Origin of the sequence: Nonomuraea maheshkhaliensis, assembly GCF_039529435.1 — a bacterium.
GTDB classification, from domain to species: Bacteria; Actinomycetota; Actinomycetes; order Streptosporangiales; family Streptosporangiaceae; genus Nonomuraea; species Nonomuraea maheshkhaliensis.
The window spans coordinates 1-17375 of sequence record NZ_BAAAMU010000037.1 but is presented as its reverse complement, the minus strand read 5'-3'; the positions used below and the strand labels follow the sequence as shown (position 1 = coordinate 17375).

The 17375-nt window shown below is 71.0% G+C and carries 17 protein-coding genes; 6 read left to right on the top strand and 11 right to left on the bottom strand.

The window, feature by feature from the left end; all coding sequences use genetic code 11:
• Positions 1 to 13 precede the first annotated feature (13 nt).
• Positions 14 to 2089 carry a serine/threonine protein kinase gene (locus ABFX54_RS24600; RefSeq protein ID WP_346108413.1) on the top strand — a complete coding sequence of 692 codons (2076 nt, stop codon included), beginning with the start codon at positions 14 to 16 and terminating at the stop codon, positions 2087 to 2089.
• Between the two features lie 24 nt (positions 2090 to 2113).
• Here ABFX54_RS24600 and ABFX54_RS24595 read toward each other — a convergent pair whose 3' ends face one another.
• Positions 2114 to 3193: a sialidase family protein gene (locus ABFX54_RS24595; RefSeq protein ID WP_346108411.1), complete on the bottom strand. Its 1080-nt coding sequence runs from the start codon at positions 3191 to 3193 to the stop codon at positions 2114 to 2116.
• A 230-nt stretch (positions 3194 to 3423) separates the two neighbouring features.
• Here ABFX54_RS24595 and ABFX54_RS24590 point away from each other — a divergent pair, with 230 nt between their 5' ends.
• Positions 3424 to 4407: a helix-turn-helix domain-containing protein gene (locus ABFX54_RS24590; protein WP_346108410.1), complete on the top strand. Its 984-nt coding sequence runs from the start codon at positions 3424 to 3426 to the stop codon at positions 4405 to 4407.
• Between the two features lie 28 nt (positions 4408 to 4435).
• Positions 4436 to 5068, top strand: coding sequence for a pyridoxamine 5'-phosphate oxidase family protein (locus ABFX54_RS24585; protein ID WP_346108408.1), 633 nt, complete (start codon positions 4436 to 4438; stop codon positions 5066 to 5068).
• Positions 5069 to 5074: 6 nt separating this feature from the next.
• Here the strand turns inward: ABFX54_RS24585 and ABFX54_RS24580 are convergent, their stop codons facing one another.
• Positions 5075 to 6172: a winged helix DNA-binding domain-containing protein gene (locus ABFX54_RS24580; protein ID WP_346108406.1), complete on the bottom strand. Its 1098-nt coding sequence runs from the start codon at positions 6170 to 6172 to the stop codon at positions 5075 to 5077.
• 77 nt (positions 6173 to 6249) lie between these two features.
• On the bottom strand, positions 6250 to 6672 hold the full coding sequence (locus ABFX54_RS24575) for a VOC family protein (RefSeq protein ID WP_346108404.1): 423 nt from the start codon (positions 6670 to 6672) through the stop codon (positions 6250 to 6252).
• A 105-nt stretch (positions 6673 to 6777) separates the two neighbouring features.
• Between ABFX54_RS24575 and ABFX54_RS24570 the strand changes: the two genes are divergently transcribed.
• Positions 6778 to 7896, top strand: coding sequence for a helix-turn-helix transcriptional regulator (locus tag ABFX54_RS24570; RefSeq protein ID WP_346108402.1), 1119 nt, complete (start codon positions 6778 to 6780; stop codon positions 7894 to 7896).
• Here the strand turns inward: ABFX54_RS24570 and ABFX54_RS24565 are convergent.
• On the bottom strand, positions 7796 to 9130 hold the full coding sequence (locus ABFX54_RS24565) for an acyltransferase family protein (RefSeq protein WP_346108400.1): 1335 nt from the start codon (positions 9128 to 9130) through the stop codon (positions 7796 to 7798). The genes ABFX54_RS24570 and ABFX54_RS24565 overlap by 101 nt on opposite strands.
• A gap of 194 nt (positions 9131 to 9324) precedes the next feature.
• Here ABFX54_RS24565 and ABFX54_RS24560 point away from each other — a divergent pair, with 194 nt between their 5' ends.
• The gene (locus ABFX54_RS24560) at positions 9325 to 10119 is read left to right on the top strand and encodes an FHA domain-containing protein (protein ID WP_346108398.1); all 795 of its coding nucleotides are present in this window, start codon (positions 9325 to 9327) and stop codon (positions 10117 to 10119) included.
• A 92-nt stretch (positions 10120 to 10211) separates the two neighbouring features.
• Here the strand turns inward: ABFX54_RS24560 and ABFX54_RS24555 are convergent, their stop codons facing one another.
• The 7 genes from ABFX54_RS24555 to ABFX54_RS24525 form a co-directional block, all read right to left on the bottom strand.
• Positions 10212 to 10973, bottom strand: a complete 762-nt coding sequence (locus ABFX54_RS24555) for a class I SAM-dependent methyltransferase (RefSeq protein WP_346108396.1) — start codon at positions 10971 to 10973, stop codon at positions 10212 to 10214.
• 27 nt (positions 10974 to 11000) lie between these two features.
• On the bottom strand, positions 11001 to 11432 hold the full coding sequence (locus tag ABFX54_RS24550) for a cupin domain-containing protein (RefSeq protein ID WP_346108394.1): 432 nt from the start codon (positions 11430 to 11432) through the stop codon (positions 11001 to 11003).
• A 122-nt stretch (positions 11433 to 11554) separates the two neighbouring features.
• The gene (locus tag ABFX54_RS24545; RefSeq protein WP_346108393.1) at positions 11555 to 12310 is read right to left on the bottom strand and encodes an SDR family oxidoreductase; all 756 of its coding nucleotides are present in this window, start codon (positions 12308 to 12310) and stop codon (positions 11555 to 11557) included.
• A gap of 160 nt (positions 12311 to 12470) precedes the next feature.
• Positions 12471 to 13019, bottom strand: a complete 549-nt coding sequence (locus tag ABFX54_RS24540; RefSeq protein ID WP_346108391.1) for a YciI family protein — start codon at positions 13017 to 13019, stop codon at positions 12471 to 12473.
• A gap of 142 nt (positions 13020 to 13161) precedes the next feature.
• Positions 13162 to 14556, bottom strand: a complete 1395-nt coding sequence (locus ABFX54_RS24535; protein WP_346108389.1) for an ABC transporter substrate-binding protein — start codon at positions 14554 to 14556, stop codon at positions 13162 to 13164.
• A 26-nt stretch (positions 14557 to 14582) separates the two neighbouring features.
• Positions 14583 to 15425, bottom strand: coding sequence for a carbohydrate ABC transporter permease (locus ABFX54_RS24530; protein ID WP_346108387.1), 843 nt, complete (start codon positions 15423 to 15425; stop codon positions 14583 to 14585).
• A complete protein-coding gene (locus ABFX54_RS24525) occupies positions 15422 to 16327 on the bottom strand; it encodes a carbohydrate ABC transporter permease (RefSeq protein WP_346108386.1) in 906 nt (301 codons plus the stop codon). Before ABFX54_RS24525 ends, ABFX54_RS24530 begins: the two co-directional genes overlap by 4 nt.
• Positions 16328 to 16580: 253 nt before the next feature.
• Between ABFX54_RS24525 and ABFX54_RS24520 the strand changes: the two genes are divergently transcribed.
• On the top strand, positions 16581 to 17375 hold a 795-nt coding region (locus ABFX54_RS24520; protein WP_346108384.1), incomplete at its 3' end, for a serine/threonine-protein kinase.

Here is a 17375-nt window from a genome sequence, read left to right as displayed (position 1 = left end):
AGACAATTCGTTCATGTCGCCGTACGCACCACTCAAACCAGAGGACCCCAAGCGGCTCGCGGACTACGAGCTTCTGGGCAGGCTGGGAGAGGGCGGACAGGGGGTCGTTTACCTGGCGGCGGCCGAGCCGGACCAGCAGGTGGCGATCAAGTTATTGCGTCCCGAGGTGTCGTTCGATCCCGACATCGTCCAGCGGTTCCTGCGTGAGGCCAGGGTGGCCGAGCGGGTGGCCGCGTTCTGCACCGCCCAGGTCCTGAGCACCGGCGTCGAGGCCGGGCGGCCGTTCATCGTCAGCGAGTACATCGAGGGCCCGTCGCTCCGGCAGGTGATCGAGAAGGACGGGCCGAGGAGCGGCGGCGGCCTGCACCGGCTGGCCGTCAGCACGCTCACCGCCCTGGCGGCCATCCACCAGGCCGGCATCGTGCACCGCGACTTCAAGCCGTCCAACGTGATCATCGGCACCGACGGGCCGAGGGTGGTCGACTTCGGCATCGCCCGCGCCCTCGACGCCACGTCGACGCTCACCTCGTCCGTGCTGGGCACGCCCGCGTACATGTCGCCCGAGCAGTTCCTCGGGCAGCCGGTGGAACCGGCGGCCGACCTGTTCTCCTGGGCCTCCACCATGGTCTACGCCGCCACCGGGCGGCCGCCGTTCGGCGACGACAGCGTGCCGGCCGTGCTGGCCAGGGTGCTCTACAACCCGCCGAACGTGCCCGACTTCGACAACCCGCTGCGCGAGGTGGTGATCGACTGCCTGCACAAGGATCCGGCCTGCCGGCCCACCCTCGACCAGGCGACCCGCCGCCTGCTGCAGGGCCCGGCCACGGCCTCCCGGCCCGCGCGGACGGGCCACACCTCCCCACCGCGCCCGGCGAGCACCACAGGATCCGCCCCCACCCAGCCGCCGCCGGAGTCGCCGGTCACCCTGCCGCCGTCCGCTTCGCCCCCGTTCGTCTTCCCGCAGGCCGCCTCGCCGCCGGCCGCCTCGCCGCCGGCCGCCTCGCCGCAGGCTGCCTCGCCGCCGGCCGGTGCGTCGCCGTCCACCTCGCTGTCGTCGTTGTGGCGCACCACCGCCTGGCGCCGGCGCAGGAAGAGCGTGCTGGCCGCGCTGTCGGCGGCGGCCCTGGTCACGATCGGCGTGACCGTCCCCTGGAGCCGCCTGGGCCCGACGAACGCCTCGTCCACGCCCCCGCCGACGCGGCCGTCCGCCTCGGTGCAGCTTCCCCCTGGGCGGCTCCTGCCGGGCACGAAGACCACTGTGTACGACTACCCGGACCAGCCCGTCGAGCTGACCAGCTACCAGCTTGACGTCACCGACGACGACGTCAGGGTCTACCTGCCGACCACGGCCGGGGTTTTCAACTACCACTCCGAGCTCATCGAGGGTCTCGTCTCGCCCGACGGCCGTTACGTGGCGACCAGGAAGTCGACGTACGAGGACGACGGCTACGACTCCGTCACCGTCATGGAGCGCGGCACCGGGCTCAGGTTCACCGTCAAGAGCGTGAAGGAACCGCAGGTGGGGACGTTGGTGGGGTGGTCGCGGGACAGCTCGCGCATCCTGCTCAACCTGAGCACGACCAAGAACGACGAGACGCTCTACTCCGGGTTCGCCATCATCGACGTCGCGAAGAAGTCCATCAAGAAGGTCGAGCCGACCGACGAGTTCACCGCCACCTCGGCCTTCACTTGGGACAACAAGGACCGGGGTGTGGTGAACGAGCGCAAGAACGTCATCCGCTTCTTCGACGCGGACGGCACCATGGACCACGCCCTGCTCGGCGTCGGCGCCCGTACCGAGAAGATCTGGGATGACTTCTCACCCAACGGGGCCGTCGTGCTCACCGACTGCCCGACCGGCGGCTACTGCATCTCGGACGTGGTGACGGGGAAGACCCTGCACGAGTTCAGGACGGAGTGCCAGGATCTGCTCGGCTGGTACGACGACGCCCACCTCTACTGCTACGCCAAGGTGCAGCAGAAGGGGACGATCCAGGTCATCGACTTCAAGGGGCAGTTCGTCCGCAAGCTCGCGGACACCGACGACTACCCCCGGCTCACCCTGACCTACACCCAGAAGACGACGTGAGCCGGAGGTCCGCGCCGGCCGCCCTCAGGACTCCTCGGCCAGACCCAGGTACATCACCCTCGGGTTCGACGGGTTGAACGCGATCGAGGTGACCCGGTCGTGGGGGTTGTGGTTGGTCGTGACCCGGCCGCGCAGCGCGTCGTACCGGTAGATGTCGGTGCCGAGGTTGGACCAGCCGGTGCCCCACGCGAAGTAGAGCACGCCCGGGTTCGTCGGGTGCGCGGCGAGAAGCGGGCCGTTGGGCAGGGTGATCCCGTCGCCCTGGTCGACGACCGGGGTGAAGCGGCGGCCGCCGTCGAACGAGCGGTAGATGTGGCGGCCGCCGGACGGCGCGTGCTCGTCGTTCTCCGCCAGGTTCAGCCCCATCGCGTACACGACGTTCGGCGCGGCGGGCGAGATCGTCGCGCTGAACACGTTGACCCTGGTGCCGGTCTTGCTCAGGCCGGTGGCGGCGCGCCAGCTCCGCCCGCCGTCGTAGGTCACGCGGGCGCCGTCGCTCGCCACGCCCAGCAGCACGTGGTTCAGGTTGTGCGGGTCGAACGCCGCCGTGTAGATCATCAGCAGCTCGCTCTCGGGGAAGGCGCGCCTGCCCACGGGCTTCCAGGTGCGTCCGCCGTCACGCGATTCGTGCAGCTGCCCGTCGCCGTCCGCGACCCGCAGCCGGTCGCCGCGCAGCGAGTCGGTGCCGAGCCCGGCGACCTCGTCCGCCGGTGAGGTGAGCGGCGTGATGCCGTCCGGCGTGACCAGCGACAGGTTGCCGTCCTGGTCCCAGGCGTAGGCCCGGCCGCCGCGGGCCGCCGTCAGCGTGAGGTTGGCGCCCTGCACCTCGCCCACCCGCGTCCAGGTGCAACCGGCGTCCTTCGAGGCCAGCAGCACGTTGTTCGACATGGCCAGCAAGTGGTCAGGACGGTCGAGCGCGACCAGCCCGCGGGTGTAGACGACGGGCCGCGGCGTCTGGCTGGTGGGCGCGAGCGTCCTGCCCTCGTCACGGGTGAAGGTCACCGTCCCGTCGCCGGTGACCGTCGCGCAACGCGGCTGGTGCCAGCGGCCGAAACCGTCAAGGCCCGCCGCCGCCGCCGGATCTCCGGCGGCCGGGGCCGGCATCGCCGGGTCTCCGGTGGCGGCGGGGGGGAGCGGCGGCGGCCGGAGTCGCCGCCGACAGGACCGCGAACGCGGCCGCGACTCCCAAGGTGATCATCTTTCGCACGACTGCCTCCATGACAGGCTCAAACGGGAACATCCCGTCGTCCGTCCTACCGGGCGGAGAATCGCCTAGGCTAGGCAAAGCACTGGCAGATTTGTGACATTTCATGAAGAGGACACAGAGAGAGACCGTGAACGCCGACGACAACGCACTCTCGGCCGTCGGCGTTGACGCCGACGACGAGCGCGTCTACCGAGACCTGCTCCGCCGTCCGCGCGCGACCCTGCCCGAGCTGGCCGAGCACACCGGCCGCACCACCGTGGCCCTGCGCAGGGCCTTCACCCGGCTGGAGGCGCTCGGGCTGGTCAGCCGCATGGCGGGCCGCCCGGCCCGGTTCCTCGCGACCAGGCCCGACGTCGCGGTGGCCGCCCTCATCTCACGCAGGGAGGAAGGGCTGGCCCAGGCCCGGCTGGCCTCGATCGCGCTGCTCGCCGAGACGCCGCGGACGGAGAACCAGTCGCCGGAGGAGCTCGTCGAGGTCGTCCAGGGCCAGGCGGCCGTGGTGCAGCGCTTCACCCAGCTGCAGCAGACCGCGACCGAGGAGCTCCTGGTGCTGGACCGTCCTCCTTACGCACAGAATCCCACCGAGCAGAACGCCGAGGAGATGAACCGGCTCGCGCACGGCGTGCTCGTGCGCGGCATCTACGACGTCTCCGCGCTGGAGGTCCCCGGCAAGCTGCGCCTGGCCCAGGAGGCGGCGGCGGCCGGCGAGCAGGCCAGGATCAGCCCCGAGGTGCCGATGAAGCTGGCCATCGCCGACCGCAAGAGCGCGATCCTGCCGCTGAGCACCACCGAGCCCGCGCACGCCGACAGTGCGGTCATCGTGCACTCCTCCACGCTGCTCGACGCCCTGGTCGCGCTCTTCGAGATGTTGTGGCGCGCGGCACTGCCGCTGCCGTCGACCCCGTCCACCGGGCATCCCGAGCTGCCCGACCCCGAGCTCTTCACCCTGCTCGCCGCGGGGCTCAAGGACGAGGCGGTGGCGCGGCAGCTCGGGGTGAGCCTGCGTACGATCCACCGGCGGGTCAGCGAGCTGATGGATCTGCTCGGCGCGCGCACCCGCTTCCAGGCCGGCCTGCTCGCCGCCCGCCGCGGCTGGCCCGACTCGGCCTGATGTCCGGCATGTCTTTTATGTTGGGGAGATGAGCGCTTCTGAGATCCGTACGGTGACGACCGAGGCCGAGCTGCGGGAGATCGTCGCGGCGCCCCCGCAGCCCATCTGGGACAAGGACATCGCCAGGATCGACGAGCACGCGCGCACGATCATCGCCCACTCGCCCTTCCTGCTGCTGGCCACCGCCGACGAGAACGGCACCTGCGACGTCTCGCCGCGTGGTGACCCCGCCGGGTCGGTGCTGGTCCTCGACGATCACCGGCTGGCGATCGCCGACCGCCCCGGCAACCACCGCCTCGACGGCCTGCGCAACGTGCTCACCAACCCCCAGGTGGGGCTGCTGTTCATCGTGCCGGGGATGAACGAGACCCTGCGGGTGAACGGGCGCGCCACGCTCGTCTCCGACGCGCCGTTCTTCGACGACCTGGTGGTCAAGGGCAAGCGGCCCCGGCTCGCGCTGCTCGTCGAGGTCGAAGAGCTCTACATGCACTGCGCCAAGGCGTTCCTGCGCTCGTCGCTGTGGCAGCCGGACACCTGGCCCGACCGCAAGAGCCTGCCCACGCTCGGCCGCATCGCCAAGGACCACCTCGGCATCAAGGAGCTGTCCGCCGAGGCGCTCGACGAGGGGCTCGACCGCGACGCCGAGCAGAACCGGTACTGAGACCGGTCAGGGGGAGGCGGCGACGTGGACGCGGTCGGAGGCGCCGTCGGACAGGAACGACGCCATCGACCGCCCCTCCTCGGCCACCGCGTCCCGCTCCTCGCGGGAGAGCCGGCCCAGCGGGGTGACGGTCACGGTGTCGTCCGCGACGGTCCAGGTCGCGGCCACCCGGCCGTCGACCAGCGCGACGCGGGCGCCGCTGACCGACAGGTTGCGGTGGGCGTCGTCGATGATCCGGCCGCGGTCCTGGTAGCCGAGGATCGCGTTGTCGAAGGCGGGCAGGAACCGTACCGGGGCGGGCGTGTCGGGGTCGGGGCGCGGGGCGTCGGGCAGGTCGAGCAGCTCCCTGCCGCGCTCGTCGCGGAAGGAGACCAGCTCATCGCGTACGGCGGCCACCGCGGCCGGCAGTCCGGCCAGGCCGGACCAGGCGCGCAGGTCGGCCGTGGCGGCGGGCCCGTACGCGGCCAGATAGCGCCGCACCAGCTCCTGCCCGACCGGGTCCGAGCCGTCCTGGGCCGGCGGGGCCGGCTCGCGCCCCAGCCAGGCGGAGAGCGGGACATGACGCACCCCCGCCTTGGTACGCCACAGCCCGCGCGGCGGCAACTGCACCATCGGGATGAGGGCGGCGGTCAGCATCTCGCCCAGCGGGCGCGGCCCCGCCGCCGGCCAGCGTCCGGCCACCGCCCGCGCCAGGTCGCCCATCGAGCGGGGCTCGCCGTCGGCCATGACCGCCAGGCCCGCCGCGGCCAGCTCGTCGAGGTCCACCCCGGCCAGCTCGCGGCGGTAGGTCCCGAGGACCCGCTGGCGCAGCATGCCGTCGTGCCGCGCCCGCCAGGCCACGACGTCGTCGGCCGTGAGGAGGTGCATCGTACGGCGCATGAGGACGGTGCGCACCACGCGGCGTCCCGTCAGCAGGTCCGAGAGCGCCGCCGGGTCGAACGCGCGCAGCCGCGACCAGAGCCCGGCGAACGGCTCCTGCGGCTCCTGCGCCTGCAGCCCGCACAGGTGCGCGACGGCGTCGAGGACCGGCAGATCGGCGCGATCGAGCAGTAACTGCCGGGCGAGCGTCGCGCGGTTGAGCGCCCGGGTGCCGAGGACGGTCATGCGCGTGCCCGGAGGTCGAGGAGCCGCGTGGTCATGGTGGTGGTTCCTTCCGGTATCTGGCCGATATCTGGGTGGGTTCAGCCGTGGTAGGTGCTCGTGACGTTGACCGCCCAGACCACGCCGAAACGATCCTTGAGCATCCCGTAGAGCGGCGCCCACGGCGAGGGCTCCAGCGGCTGCACGATCTCCGCCCCGGCGGAGAGCCGCTCCCAGTACGCGGTGATCTCCTCCGCGTCCTCGCTCGACAGCGAGACGAAGAAGGAGTTCTCGCCCCGCTCGTACGGCATGCCCGCGGGCACGTCGTACGCCATCACGTGGAAGCCGTTGTCGCCGGCGACCTGGCCCCACATCACGTGGTCGGCGTCGGCAGGGTCCGAGGCGGTGCCCGCGTCCTTGTACGTGACGACGCCGAGGTCACCGCCGAACACCGACCGGTAGAACTCCAGCGCCGCCCGGGCCTCGCCACGGAAGTTCACATGAAGAACGGATTTGACCGACATATCGCTACTCCTGATTCTGCGGTGGACGCCGGGATGGCGCCCGAGATGAATGCTCACAGGAGTAGCGGCCAGGTTGTGGCCTCTACTTGCGGCAGGATGGAATTCGTGCCGAAAACCTCAGCGCGCCTGCTGGCCCTGCTCTCCCTGCTCCAGACCCGCCGGGACTGGCCGGGGGCGCTGCTCGCCGAGCGGCTGGACATCAGCCCGCGCACCGTGCGCCGCGACGTCGACCGCCTGCGCGAGCTCGGCTACCCCATCGTGGCCTTCAAGGGCCCCGACGGCGGCTACCGGCTGGAGGCCGGCACCGAGCTGCCCCCGCTGTTGTTCGACGACGAGCAGGCCGTCGCCCTGACCATCGCGCTCCAACTGGCCACCGGAACGGGCGCCGGCATCGAGGAGGCCGCGGCCCGCGCGCTGCACACCATCAGGCAGGTCATGCCCGCCCGGCTGCGGCACCGGATCGACACCTTCCAGGTCACCGCCGTCGACCGGCCGACCTCCCGGCCGGACGTCCAGGTGGACAGCGGCGTGCTCATGACCCTGGACGCCGGCGTCCACGCCCGCGAGGTACTGCGCTTCGACTACGCCGGCGCGTCCCCCGACGCCGGGCCGTCCCCGGACGCCGCCATCGACGCATCCCCCGACGACGGCGCGGCCTCCCGCGATGGCGCGGCCTCCGCCGGGGGCGAGCGATTCCCGCCGCGTCCGCCGCGTCCGCCGCGCCGGGTGCAGCCGCACCCCCTCGTCACCTGGGGCGGGCGCTGGTACCTCATCGCCTGGGACGTCGACCGCGCGGACTGGCGCACTTTCCGCGCCGACCGCATCACCCTCCGCACCCCCTCAGGCCCCCGCTTCACCCCGCGCGAGCTGCCGGGAGGCGACGTCGCCACGTACGTGACCAGCAAGTTCCGCGGCTCGGGCGGCACCGGCGACTGGCCGTGCCAGGGGGAGGTGATCCTCGGCCTGCCCGCGGCCGAAGTGTCCCGCTACGTCCGGGACGGGCTCGTCGAGGAGCTCGGCCCGGACCGCTGCCGGCTCGTCATGGGCTCGTGGTCGTGGCCCGCCCTGGTCGCCGCCGTCGGCAGGTTCGACGCCGACATCGAGGTGGTCGGCCCGTCCGAGCTCAGGGACGCGTTCGCCCGCCTGGCACGACGCTACGCAGGCGCCGCAGCCGGTCGGAACGTGCCAGCCGACGACCCGCCCCCTGCCCGGGCAGCTCGATGAAGCGGTGACTGACGACGGCGCAGGCGACCACCGCCGCCAGCAGCACCCAGAACCAGGTGATCCGCCAGCCGAGCGGCACGGGCGCCGGATCCGGGATGGACCGCCGCAGCACCTGGATCAGCAGCGGATGCAGCAGATAGACGGAATAGCTGATCAGCCCGAGACGCACGATGAGGGCCGGCCACGCGGACGACCGCAGCCTTCGGCCGATCAGGAACGTCAGCCACGCGGCGGCGACGGCGGTGGACCAGCTCCACCGAAACGCCACCGCCTGCTGGTGGGCCATGGACCAGCCGGGCCCGAACCACGCCGCCGCGCCGACGGACACGACCGGCACGAGCCCGATCACCCACCCGGCCACACCCCGCCTGACCTGCCCCTGGTCCAGCCGGTAGAGGGCCGTCCCCGCGAACATCGTGGCGACCACGGCCACGCTCTGCCAGGCGCCGATCCGGCTGTTGACGACCAGCAGCACGACGGCCACGGCGGCCACGGCGGCCGCGCCGCAGAGCCGTACGCGATGAGCCCCGGCGACGACCGCGGCCAGCCCCGCCACCATCACCCCGGTCACCACCAGCACCACGACGTCGGAGCCGAAGGCGCGCGACAGGGCGCCGGCCGGCAGCAGACCGCCGACGAGCACGCCCGCGACCGCGACGGCGAGCACGCCCGTCGTGCGCACCCGCCGCGCCCCGATCACGAAGATCGCCGTGACCAGCAGGTAGAACACCATCTCGTACGACAGCGTCCAGAACACGTTGACGACGCTGACCACCTGGAGGAAGTCCTGGAGCATGGTCAGGTGCGCCAGCCCGGCCAGCACCGGATGCTCGCCGAGTTGGGCGGGCAGCTCCGCGTAGACGGGGACGAGCGCGAACGCGGTGCCGATGACCGCGGCCACCATCCACAGCGGGTAGATGCGGAACACCCGGCCGATCCAGAACCCGGTGACGCTGCCCCGCCGTTCGAGCGAGGCGGGCACCACGTAGCCGCTGATGATGAAGAACAGCATGACGCCGTACTGGCCGAAGTCGAACCAGGGGCTGGCGCCCGAGCGGACCTCGGGAAAGAGGGGGTCGAGCAGGTGTTCGAAGAGTACGGCGAGCACGGCCAGCCCGCGCAGGGCGTCCAACCAGGTCTGCCGGCGAGCCGGCGGGGCCGCCTGGGCCGTCCTGGTCCGGTGTCCGGTCCGCAGCTCACCGCCGCCTTCGCGAGCGGCCAGGTCGATGGGCATCGTGTCAGGCTAGGTGGTCAACCTGAGCGAAACCTTGGAGTGTGCTCAGGCAGCATGAGTGGACACCCCTTGTCCGCCGGAAGGTGTTGTCAAGTTCACTGGTCAATCGCCGATTCGGGCCGGTTGACACGTGTCCGGCGGCTGTGGCTACATCGGGACGAGCGCGGATCTTCCCCGCCGGACCGGAGGTAGCGATGTCGCGAACGGCCGTACTCGAAGTGATCTCCCCTTCAGGCGAGTCACGTCGATACGACCTGACGGGCACGCAGTACACGATCGGCCGCGCGGTGGCCGACCACCGCCCCGACATCGTGCTCGGACCAGACCCGCAGGGCTGGATCAGCCGGTTGCACTGCATCCTCGACTACGAGCACGGCCGCTGGTGGGTGACCGACCACGCCCGCAACGGCACCCTCATCGAGCGCGACGACACCCCCGGCGGGCCGCGCCCGGTGAGCGGCCGCCAGATGCTGCACCACCAGGACCGCCTGCTGATCATCGGCGACATGGCCGACGGCGACGTCCCGCTGCACTGGCAGCTCGTCTACATCGACGCCGACGAGCGCACCCTGCCCGCGCGCCAGTGGTACACGACCACCACCCCCGCGCGGCTCGACCTGCCCGCGCCCCGGGCCAGGCTGCGTTACGACTGGGTGGCGAGCCGGGCGTACCGGGTGGACCAGTCGGGCGCCGAGACGCTCATCGAAGGGCTGCGCCCCAAGGGCCACCAGTTGCTGCGCTTCATGGTCGGACGGGGTCGCAGCCAGTCCTCAGACGAGGTCGCCTGCGACCACGCCGAGCTCATCACCGCGCTGTGGGGCCCGAGGGAGGACTGGCCGGTGGGCCGCACGTACGACAACTCGGACGTCGCGGCGGTCGTGTACGCGGTCCGCAAGTGCGTCGAGCCCGAGCCGGGCAACCCGGTCGTCCTGGAGACCGTCCCCACCCTCGGCTACCGCCTGCACATCTGGCACGCCCCGCCCAGGTGAGGGCGCGTCAGGCGTCGTGGCCGCCCTCCAGCTCGTCCAGGACGTCGTCCTCGCCGTTCGGCAGGTTCATCTTCTCTCCATGGGGGTGGGGGTCAGCTGGTACGGCTGATCGCGTGGACCAGGCGTACCGCGATCTGGCCGGAGGCGAACAGCCGGGCGAAACGTTCGCCCTGGTGAGCGGCCAGGCGGAAGGCGGGGTCGGTACGGTGGCGGCTGGCCACCACCTCGGCGACCTGCTCGGCCCGCCGCGTCCAGGACAGCGGCGCGTCGGTGGGCTGGTCGATCTGCTCGACGACCTCGAACCCGGCCCCGGTCAGCAGCCCGAGCAGCTCTCCGCCGGTGGGGAAGTGGTTGCCGTCAGGAGCGGGCAGGAACTGCGGGCCCCTGGCGAGCACCACCAGCAGCCCCAGGGAGGCCCCGGGGGTGAGCACCCGGCGGATCTCGGCGAGCATCGCCGCCTTCTCCCGCACGGTGCACAGCACTCCGAGGCACCAGGCCGCGTCCACCGACGCCGTACGGAGCGGGATGCGCCGTCCGTCGGCCGCGACGACCGGCAGCCCGAACAGCCGGACGGCGGCCCGGCCCGCGGCCGGCATCGGCTCCAGCAGGATCGGCGTCACCCCGAACCGCTCCGCCGCCCAGGCGGCCGGGCCGCCGGCTCCCGCGCCCACGTCCAGCAGCCTGATCCCCGGCGCGAGCTCGCACGCCTCGGCCAGCCAGGCCAGCGCGGCCGGGCTCGCGCTGCCGCGGCAGGCGGCGGGGATGGCGTGCCGCTCACCGAGCTGTTCGACGGCCTCCGCGGTCCAGCCGGGGACGTCGTCGAACTCGGCGGACATCGCCGATCCGATCACCACGCGCCTCCTGTGTCGTCGGGCAGGCGCTCAGGCGGGACGGGGAGCGCGGCGGTCCCTGCGCTGGGCCAGCTCCTCCTCGTCGACCAGGGCGAGCATCGGCTTGCCCGGCTCGCACAGCATGGTGACGGTGAACCGGAGCGGCACGTCGTCGCGGTTGTTGCCGTCCTGGTAGTGGATGACGTCGCCACCCGGCTCCCAGAACACCTCTCCGGCCTTGACCACCCGCTCGGGCTGGCCTTCCAGCTCGAACAGCATCTCGCCCTCCAGCACGTAGCCGAACGCGGGCCCCGTGTGGCGGTGCGGCGGCGTGCCAGGATCGCCGGGCGGGTACTCGATGACGATGGTCATGGCGTGCGCCCCGGCCGGGATGAACGGGGGTTCGGCCTCCTGCAGCACGGTCAGCGCCGTCTGCCAGGCGGTCGAGCGCGGTTCGCGCGTCTGCGATGTTCTGTCGGACATGAGGTTCACCTTTCGTGGGCCGCTACGAGCCGGTCGGCTCGTGGCGGAGGTCGTACGAACCGGTTTGTTCGTACGGCGGTCGGAGGGCCGGTGGCGCGGCGCGTGCGTCGCACCCGGGCGCCTCAGCGGCCGTCGGCGTCGCGGCCGGGCCAGTCGGCGTAGCGGATCGAGCCGAGCGCCGCGCCGTCCTCCGGCACCAGCGACCGCTCCTTCAGCTCCGCGCCGAAGTAACGCGCGTGCGGGTCGGTGACCACCTGGCGCGGGTCGCCCCAGCCGGCCAGCGTCTCGCGGAAGAAGTCGTCCATCCGGAACAGGTCGGGCCCGGCGATCTCCATCCGGCCGTTCAGCGGCTGGCCCACCGCGACCCGGCCGACCGCGGCGGCGACGTCGTCGCCCGCGATGGGCTGGAAGAGCACCGGCGCGATCCGTACGACGTCGTCCCGCGTGGCCTCGTCGGCGATGCCCCGGACGAACTCGAAGAACTGCGTCGCGTGCACGAGCGAGTACGGGATTCCCGACTTCTGGATCAGCTGTTCCTGGGCGATCTTCGCCGCGAAGTAGCCGTTGTCCGGCATACGATCCGTGCCCACCACCGACAGGGCGACGTGGTGGCCGACCCCGGCCTCCGCCTCCGCGGCGAGCAGGTTGCGGGTGGAGGTCTCGAAGAACTTCATCACCGCGGCCGGCTCGAACGACGGCGAGTTCGACACGTCGACCACGACCTGCGTGCCCGCCATCACTTCAGCCAGTCCTTCGCCCGTGAGCGTGTTGACGCCGGTGCTCGGCGCCGCCGCCACCGCCTCGTGGCCGTGCTCGCGCAGCTTGGCCACCAGCTTCGACCCGATCAGGCCGGTTCCGCCGATCACGACGACCTTCATGACATCCCCTTTCTGCCGCCGGGGCATCCTTTGCCCTACGGACGACAGCTAAGACAGGACGCCTTTCTCACTTGTGACAGCCGCCGTTAAATTCTTCGCAAGCCGGCCGGCCAGATCCTCACCGTGGACGGCGGATTGGACCTCACCGGCTGAGCCTGGGTCAGGAGCGTCCGCCGAACTGCCAGTTGTGCACCTCGATGTCCGCGTACCGGTCGGCGGTCAGGACGGCGCGGGCCGTGGCCGCGTCCGGCGCCAGGACCAGCGCCGCCGTGCCCAGCCAGGCGGTCCCGTCGTCGGACGACAGCGGCCCGTAGGCGATCAGCGTCTCCTCGGCGGGCGGCAGGGCCAGGTCGGCGGGTTCGCCTTCCCCGAGGCCGAGCACCAGGTAGCGGTTGCCGCCCTCACGGCCGCCGGGAAAGTCCCACATCGTACGGCCCAGCGTGTTGCGCCACCGTCGCAGCAGCACGTCCCGGTAGGCACCGGCCTGGTAGTTCGGCTCGTCGAAGGCGAACGCGCGGGCGGCGGCGGGATCGGGCAGGTCGACGGCGTGCACGCTGCCGGTGGGCGTCTCGCCGTCGTCGGCCATGGTCGGGCCCCGGGCGATCAGCTCCTGCACGTACCGGTCCATGTAGCTCCAGTGCGCTTCCAGCAGTTCCTCACGCAGGGGCAGCGAGCCGGTCCGGTCACGGTGGTAGCAGAAGAACTCCATGCCGCGCAGTCTCCCACCCGCCCGGCCACCCGGGTCATCCTCGGGGCAGCCCGCTCGGCCGGGCCCGTCCAGCCGCCCCGTACAACCACACGCGCGGGCGCCCTCGTACGAGGACGCCCGCGCGCAAGTCACCCCGGCCGGGTTACTGCCCGACGTTGGCGTTGTACTTCTGGATGGCCGTCTGCAGGCCGGTCGCCGCCGTCTGCATCGCCTGCTCCGCCGACGTCTTCGGCTCCTGGCCCTCGCCCGCCGGCACGGCCTGCTCCAGGCCGACCTCGGCCGCCTTCCTGGCTTCGGGCATGATGCCGAGCAGGCAGCCCGACGTGGCCGCCGACGGCTGCTGGGAGCGCAGCTGCGTCACCGCGACCTGGAAGTTGGGGTTGTCGTTCGACTTGGCCTGCGGGTTGACCGGCACGTAGCCCGTCGCCGCGTGCCACTTCGCCTGCTGCTCGGGCGTGTTGGAGAACTTCACGAACTCCCAGGCGGCCCGCTTCTCCGCGTCACTGTGACCGGCGGCGTTGATCCACAGGGAGGCGCCGCCGATGATCGTGCCGCCGCTGGAGGAGGCGGACGGCTTGGGGAACGGCGCGGTCTTCAGCTCGAACTTGCCCTCGGCGGCCTGGGTGTAGCCACCGAGCGCGGAGGTCGACTCCAGGTGCAGGGCCACGGTCCCGGTCTTGAACGCGTTCTGGGCCTGGTCGGTGGGCCGGCCGGTGTTGGTGGCGTAGCCCTCCTTCACCAGGGTGCCCAGCCACTCGGCGAACTTGGGCCCGGCGCCGGTGCCGAAGTTGACCTTGGTGGCCAGCCCGTTCCTGCCGTTGCCGTTGTCGCAGTATTCGGCGTTGTCCTGGGCGGTCAGCTGCTCGACGAACCAGCCGTAGAGCGCGGCGTTGAAGCCGTACTGCTTGACCGTTCCGCCCTCCTTGACGGTGAGCTTCCTGGCCCACTCGCCGATCTCGTCGAGCGTCGCCGGCGGCTTGTCGGGGTCGAGCCCGGCCTTCTTCACGGCGTCGGCGTTCATGTAGAGCAGCGGCGCCGAGGAGTTGAACGGCATCGACCAGAGCTTGCCCTTGATCGTGTAGTAGCTGGCGATGTTGGGCTCGATGTTCGCGTTCTGGTCGAACTTGTCGGCCTCGATGAACTTGTACATCGGCACGACCTGCTGGGCGTCGTACATGAAGCGCGAGCCGATGTCGTAGATCTGCACCAGCGGCGGCGTGGACTCCTGCTGGACGGCCTGCTTGTACGCCACGACCATCTGGTCGTAGTCGCCCTTGAACACCGGCTTCACGGTGATCTTGGGGTTGGCCTTCTTGAAGTCGTCCACCATGGCCTTGATGGCGAGCTCGTTCTTCTCCTTCATGGAGTGCCAGAACTCGATCTCGACCGGTTCGCTGATCGCGTCGGCGCCCGGTGCGGTGGCGGCCTCGCCGCCCTCGCCGGAGCCGCCGTCGCCGCCGCAGCCCGTCAGGGTGAGTGACAGCGCGGCCACCGCGGCCAGTGCGCCGCGCGTTCGCCGGGATCGGGGTAGTGCCATGGGGGAACTCCGTTTCTGAATCACGATCATTTCACCGCGCCCGCGGTGAGCCCGCGGATGATGAAGCGCTGTCCGAAGATCACGAGAGCGAGGGTGGGGAGCAACGCGAGGGTGACTCCGGCCAGGATGAGCGTGGGGCTGGACGACTCGGCGTCGTTCAGCATGGACACGCCGATCTGCAGCGTCTTGTACCGGTCGTCGTTGCCGAGGATCAGCGGCCAGAAGTACTGGTTCCACGTGGTCATGAACACGTAGACGCCGACCGCCGCGATGGCCGGCTTCGACAGGGGGAGCAGGATGCGCCACAGGAACCGCAGGTGCCCGCAGCCGTCCATCACCGCGGCGTCGCGTACCTCGACCGGGAACTGCAGGAACGACTGCCGCAGCAGGAACGTGCCGAAGGCGTGCGCCAGGAAGGGCAGCGTCAGACCGAGGTACGTCAGCGGCCCCTTGGTCAGGCCCAGGTCCGAGATCAGCAGGTAGTTCGGCAGGATGATCGCTTCCCACGGAACCATGAGCGTCACCATGAACAGCGCGAACATCGCCGTCTTGGCCCACATCCGCAGGAACGCGAACGCGTAGGCGGCCAGGACGCTCGACAGGAGCTGGCAGATGGTGACGATGCCGGTCTGGATCGCCGAGTTGAGGTACTGCCTGCCCAGCGGGATCGTGTCGAGCGCCGAGGAGAAGTTGCCGAGGTCGATCGCCGTCGGGAGCAGCTTCGGCGGATAGCTGGACAGGTCGCCCGGCGTCATGATGCCGCCGATGAACGCGTAGTACAGCGGGAAGACCACGGGGATGGCGCACACGATGAGCACGAGATAGACGATGATCTTGCTCGTGACCGAGGAGGTGGCGGATCTGCTCATCGGTAGTGGACCTTCCTTTCCAGCACGCCGAACTGGATGCCCGTGCAGACCAGCACGATCACCAGCAGGACGATCGCCGCGGCGCTGGCCGTGCCGAAGTCGGACGAGCCGTAGCTGAAGGCCTTCTCGTAGATCCAGTAGACGAGCGTGGAGGTGGCGCCGTCGGGGCCGCCCTTGGTCAGGATGTGGATCTGCCCGAAGCTCTGCAGCGCGTGGATCGTGGAGATCACGACGAGGAAGAAGAGCTGCGGCGACAACATCGGGATGGTGATCCGGCTGTGCAGCCGCCATCCGGTGGCGCCGTCGAGCCTGGCCGCCTCCACCACCTCCGCCGGGATCGCGCCGACCCCCGCCGAGAGGACGAGGACGTTGTAGCCCAGCGTCATCCAGACCGTGGTGATCGAGATGGAGATCAGGGCAAGGTCCGGCTCGGTGAGCCAGCCGATCCGGTCCACGCCGAGGTAACTGAGCGCGCCGTTGGCCATGCCCACGGCCGGGTTGTAGATCAGCGCGAAGATCACCGACGCGGTCGCCACCGAGAAGGCGAACGGCAGCGCGAACACCGTTCTGAACATGCGCTGCCCGCTGATCCGCGACTCCAGCAGGAGCACGACCACGAGAGCGCCGGCGATCGCGGGGACCACCGTGAACAGGACGAAGAGCGCGGTCGTCCCCAGCGCCTTGAAGAATCCGGGGTCGCCGAACATGGCCGTGAAGTTGTCGAGACCGACGAACTTGTTGGCCCGGCCGATGATGTCGGTGCCCATCGTGGACAGGTAGAAGGTCCTGCCCAGCGGGTAGAAGACGAAGATCGCGAATATGATCAGCGAGGGCGCCAGATACAGCAGTGCTAACCGGCGTTCGCCCGTCGGTCCCCGTTCCCTGGTAGCGCGGGCTTCCATCGTCGTGCCGTCCTACTTTCGTTCACTGACCATTCACAAACGTGCTTGCTGGATTCTGCCTACCCAGGTCAGCTCGCGGTAGGTCTGACCAGTGACTTCACAGCGAACGTTCGCGGAACGTTATCCGCGATGACCCTCCTGACCTGGTGCGCTGCCCCCGTCCGGGGGCGGCCGGGCGGTGTTCTTGTTACTCTCGTGGATCATCGGGCCTACCGCACGTGACGACGCGGCCGCCCGGACCGCAGGGAGGCGGATGGTGGACGAAGAGCCGGCGGACAGGCTCGGCGCGCGATTCCGGGTGGAGGAGGCGTCCGTCGCCGAGGGCAGGGGCAGGGTGCTGTTCGCCCACGACGAGCAGCTCGGCCGCCCCGTCGTGCTCAAACGCACCGATTCGGTCGAGGCCCGCGCCCTGGCCACCCTCACCCACCCCCACATCGTCACCGTCCAGGATGTCCTGACCCTCGACGACGGGGCCTGGGCGGGCACGTGGCTGGTCCTCGAACGCATGCCGGACGGCAGCCTGTCGGAGCGCACGTTCTCCCCTCGGGAGGCGGCCAGGATCGGCGCGCAGATCGCCGACGCGCTGGCGGCGCTGCACCGTAAGGGGCTGGTCCACTGCGACGTGAAACCGGCCAACATCGTCATGGACGCCGCGGGCACGGCGAAGCTCACCGACTTCGACGCCGTGTGGCGGATCGGCGGCGTGGAGACGATCTCGCCCGACCGGCCGATCTCCTACACGCCCGACTACGCCGGGCCCGAACTCGTCGGCGGGCGCCCGGGCGCGGCCTCCGACGTGTTCTCTCTGGGCGCCACCGTGTACGCCCTGGTCGCCGGCCACCCCCCACGCCCCTGGGCCCACGACGACGGCTGCGATGCCAGGAACGATGGCGGTTCCGTTGACGACGCGCGCCGGGCCGACGGCCGCGGTTCTGTTGACGACGCGCGCATCGTCGGGCGGGCCGCGCACCACGGTGTCGTCGAGATGGCGGTGGACGTGGGGCCGTTACGTCCGGTGCTGGCGGCGATGCTGCGCAGCGAGCCGGAG

Excerpts from the sequence above, each read along its gene's own strand:
- ABFX54_RS24580 (WP_346108406.1), bottom strand. The coding sequence starts at position 6,172 with ATGACCGTCCTCGGCACCCGGGCGCTCAACCGCGCGACGCTCGCCCGG.
- ABFX54_RS24600 (WP_346108413.1), top strand. The coding sequence starts at position 14 with ATGTCGCCGTACGCACCACTCAAACCAGAGGACCCCAAGCGGCTCGCG.
- ABFX54_RS24525 (WP_346108386.1), bottom strand. The coding sequence starts at position 16,327 with ATGGAAGCCCGCGCTACCAGGGAACGGGGACCGACGGGCGAACGCCGG.
- ABFX54_RS24540 (WP_346108391.1), bottom strand. The coding sequence starts at position 13,019 with ATGGAGTTCTTCTGCTACCACCGTGACCGGACCGGCTCGCTGCCCCTG.
- ABFX54_RS24565 (WP_346108400.1), bottom strand. The coding sequence starts at position 9,130 with ATGCCCATCGACCTGGCCGCTCGCGAAGGCGGCGGTGAGCTGCGGACC.
- ABFX54_RS24575 (WP_346108404.1), bottom strand. The coding sequence starts at position 6,672 with ATGTCGGTCAAATCCGTTCTTCATGTGAACTTCCGTGGCGAGGCCCGG.
- ABFX54_RS24560 (WP_346108398.1), top strand. The coding sequence starts at position 9,325 with ATGTCGCGAACGGCCGTACTCGAAGTGATCTCCCCTTCAGGCGAGTCA.
- ABFX54_RS24530 (WP_346108387.1), bottom strand. The coding sequence starts at position 15,425 with ATGAGCAGATCCGCCACCTCCTCGGTCACGAGCAAGATCATCGTCTAT.
- ABFX54_RS24585 (WP_346108408.1), top strand. The coding sequence starts at position 4,436 with ATGAGCGCTTCTGAGATCCGTACGGTGACGACCGAGGCCGAGCTGCGG.
- ABFX54_RS24595 (WP_346108411.1), bottom strand. The coding sequence starts at position 3,193 with ATGCCGGCCCCGGCCGCCGGAGATCCGGCGGCGGCGGCGGGCCTTGAC.
- ABFX54_RS24545 (WP_346108393.1), bottom strand. The coding sequence starts at position 12,310 with ATGAAGGTCGTCGTGATCGGCGGAACCGGCCTGATCGGGTCGAAGCTG.
- ABFX54_RS24550 (WP_346108394.1), bottom strand. The coding sequence starts at position 11,432 with ATGTCCGACAGAACATCGCAGACGCGCGAACCGCGCTCGACCGCCTGG.
- ABFX54_RS24535 (WP_346108389.1), bottom strand. The coding sequence starts at position 14,556 with ATGGCACTACCCCGATCCCGGCGAACGCGCGGCGCACTGGCCGCGGTG.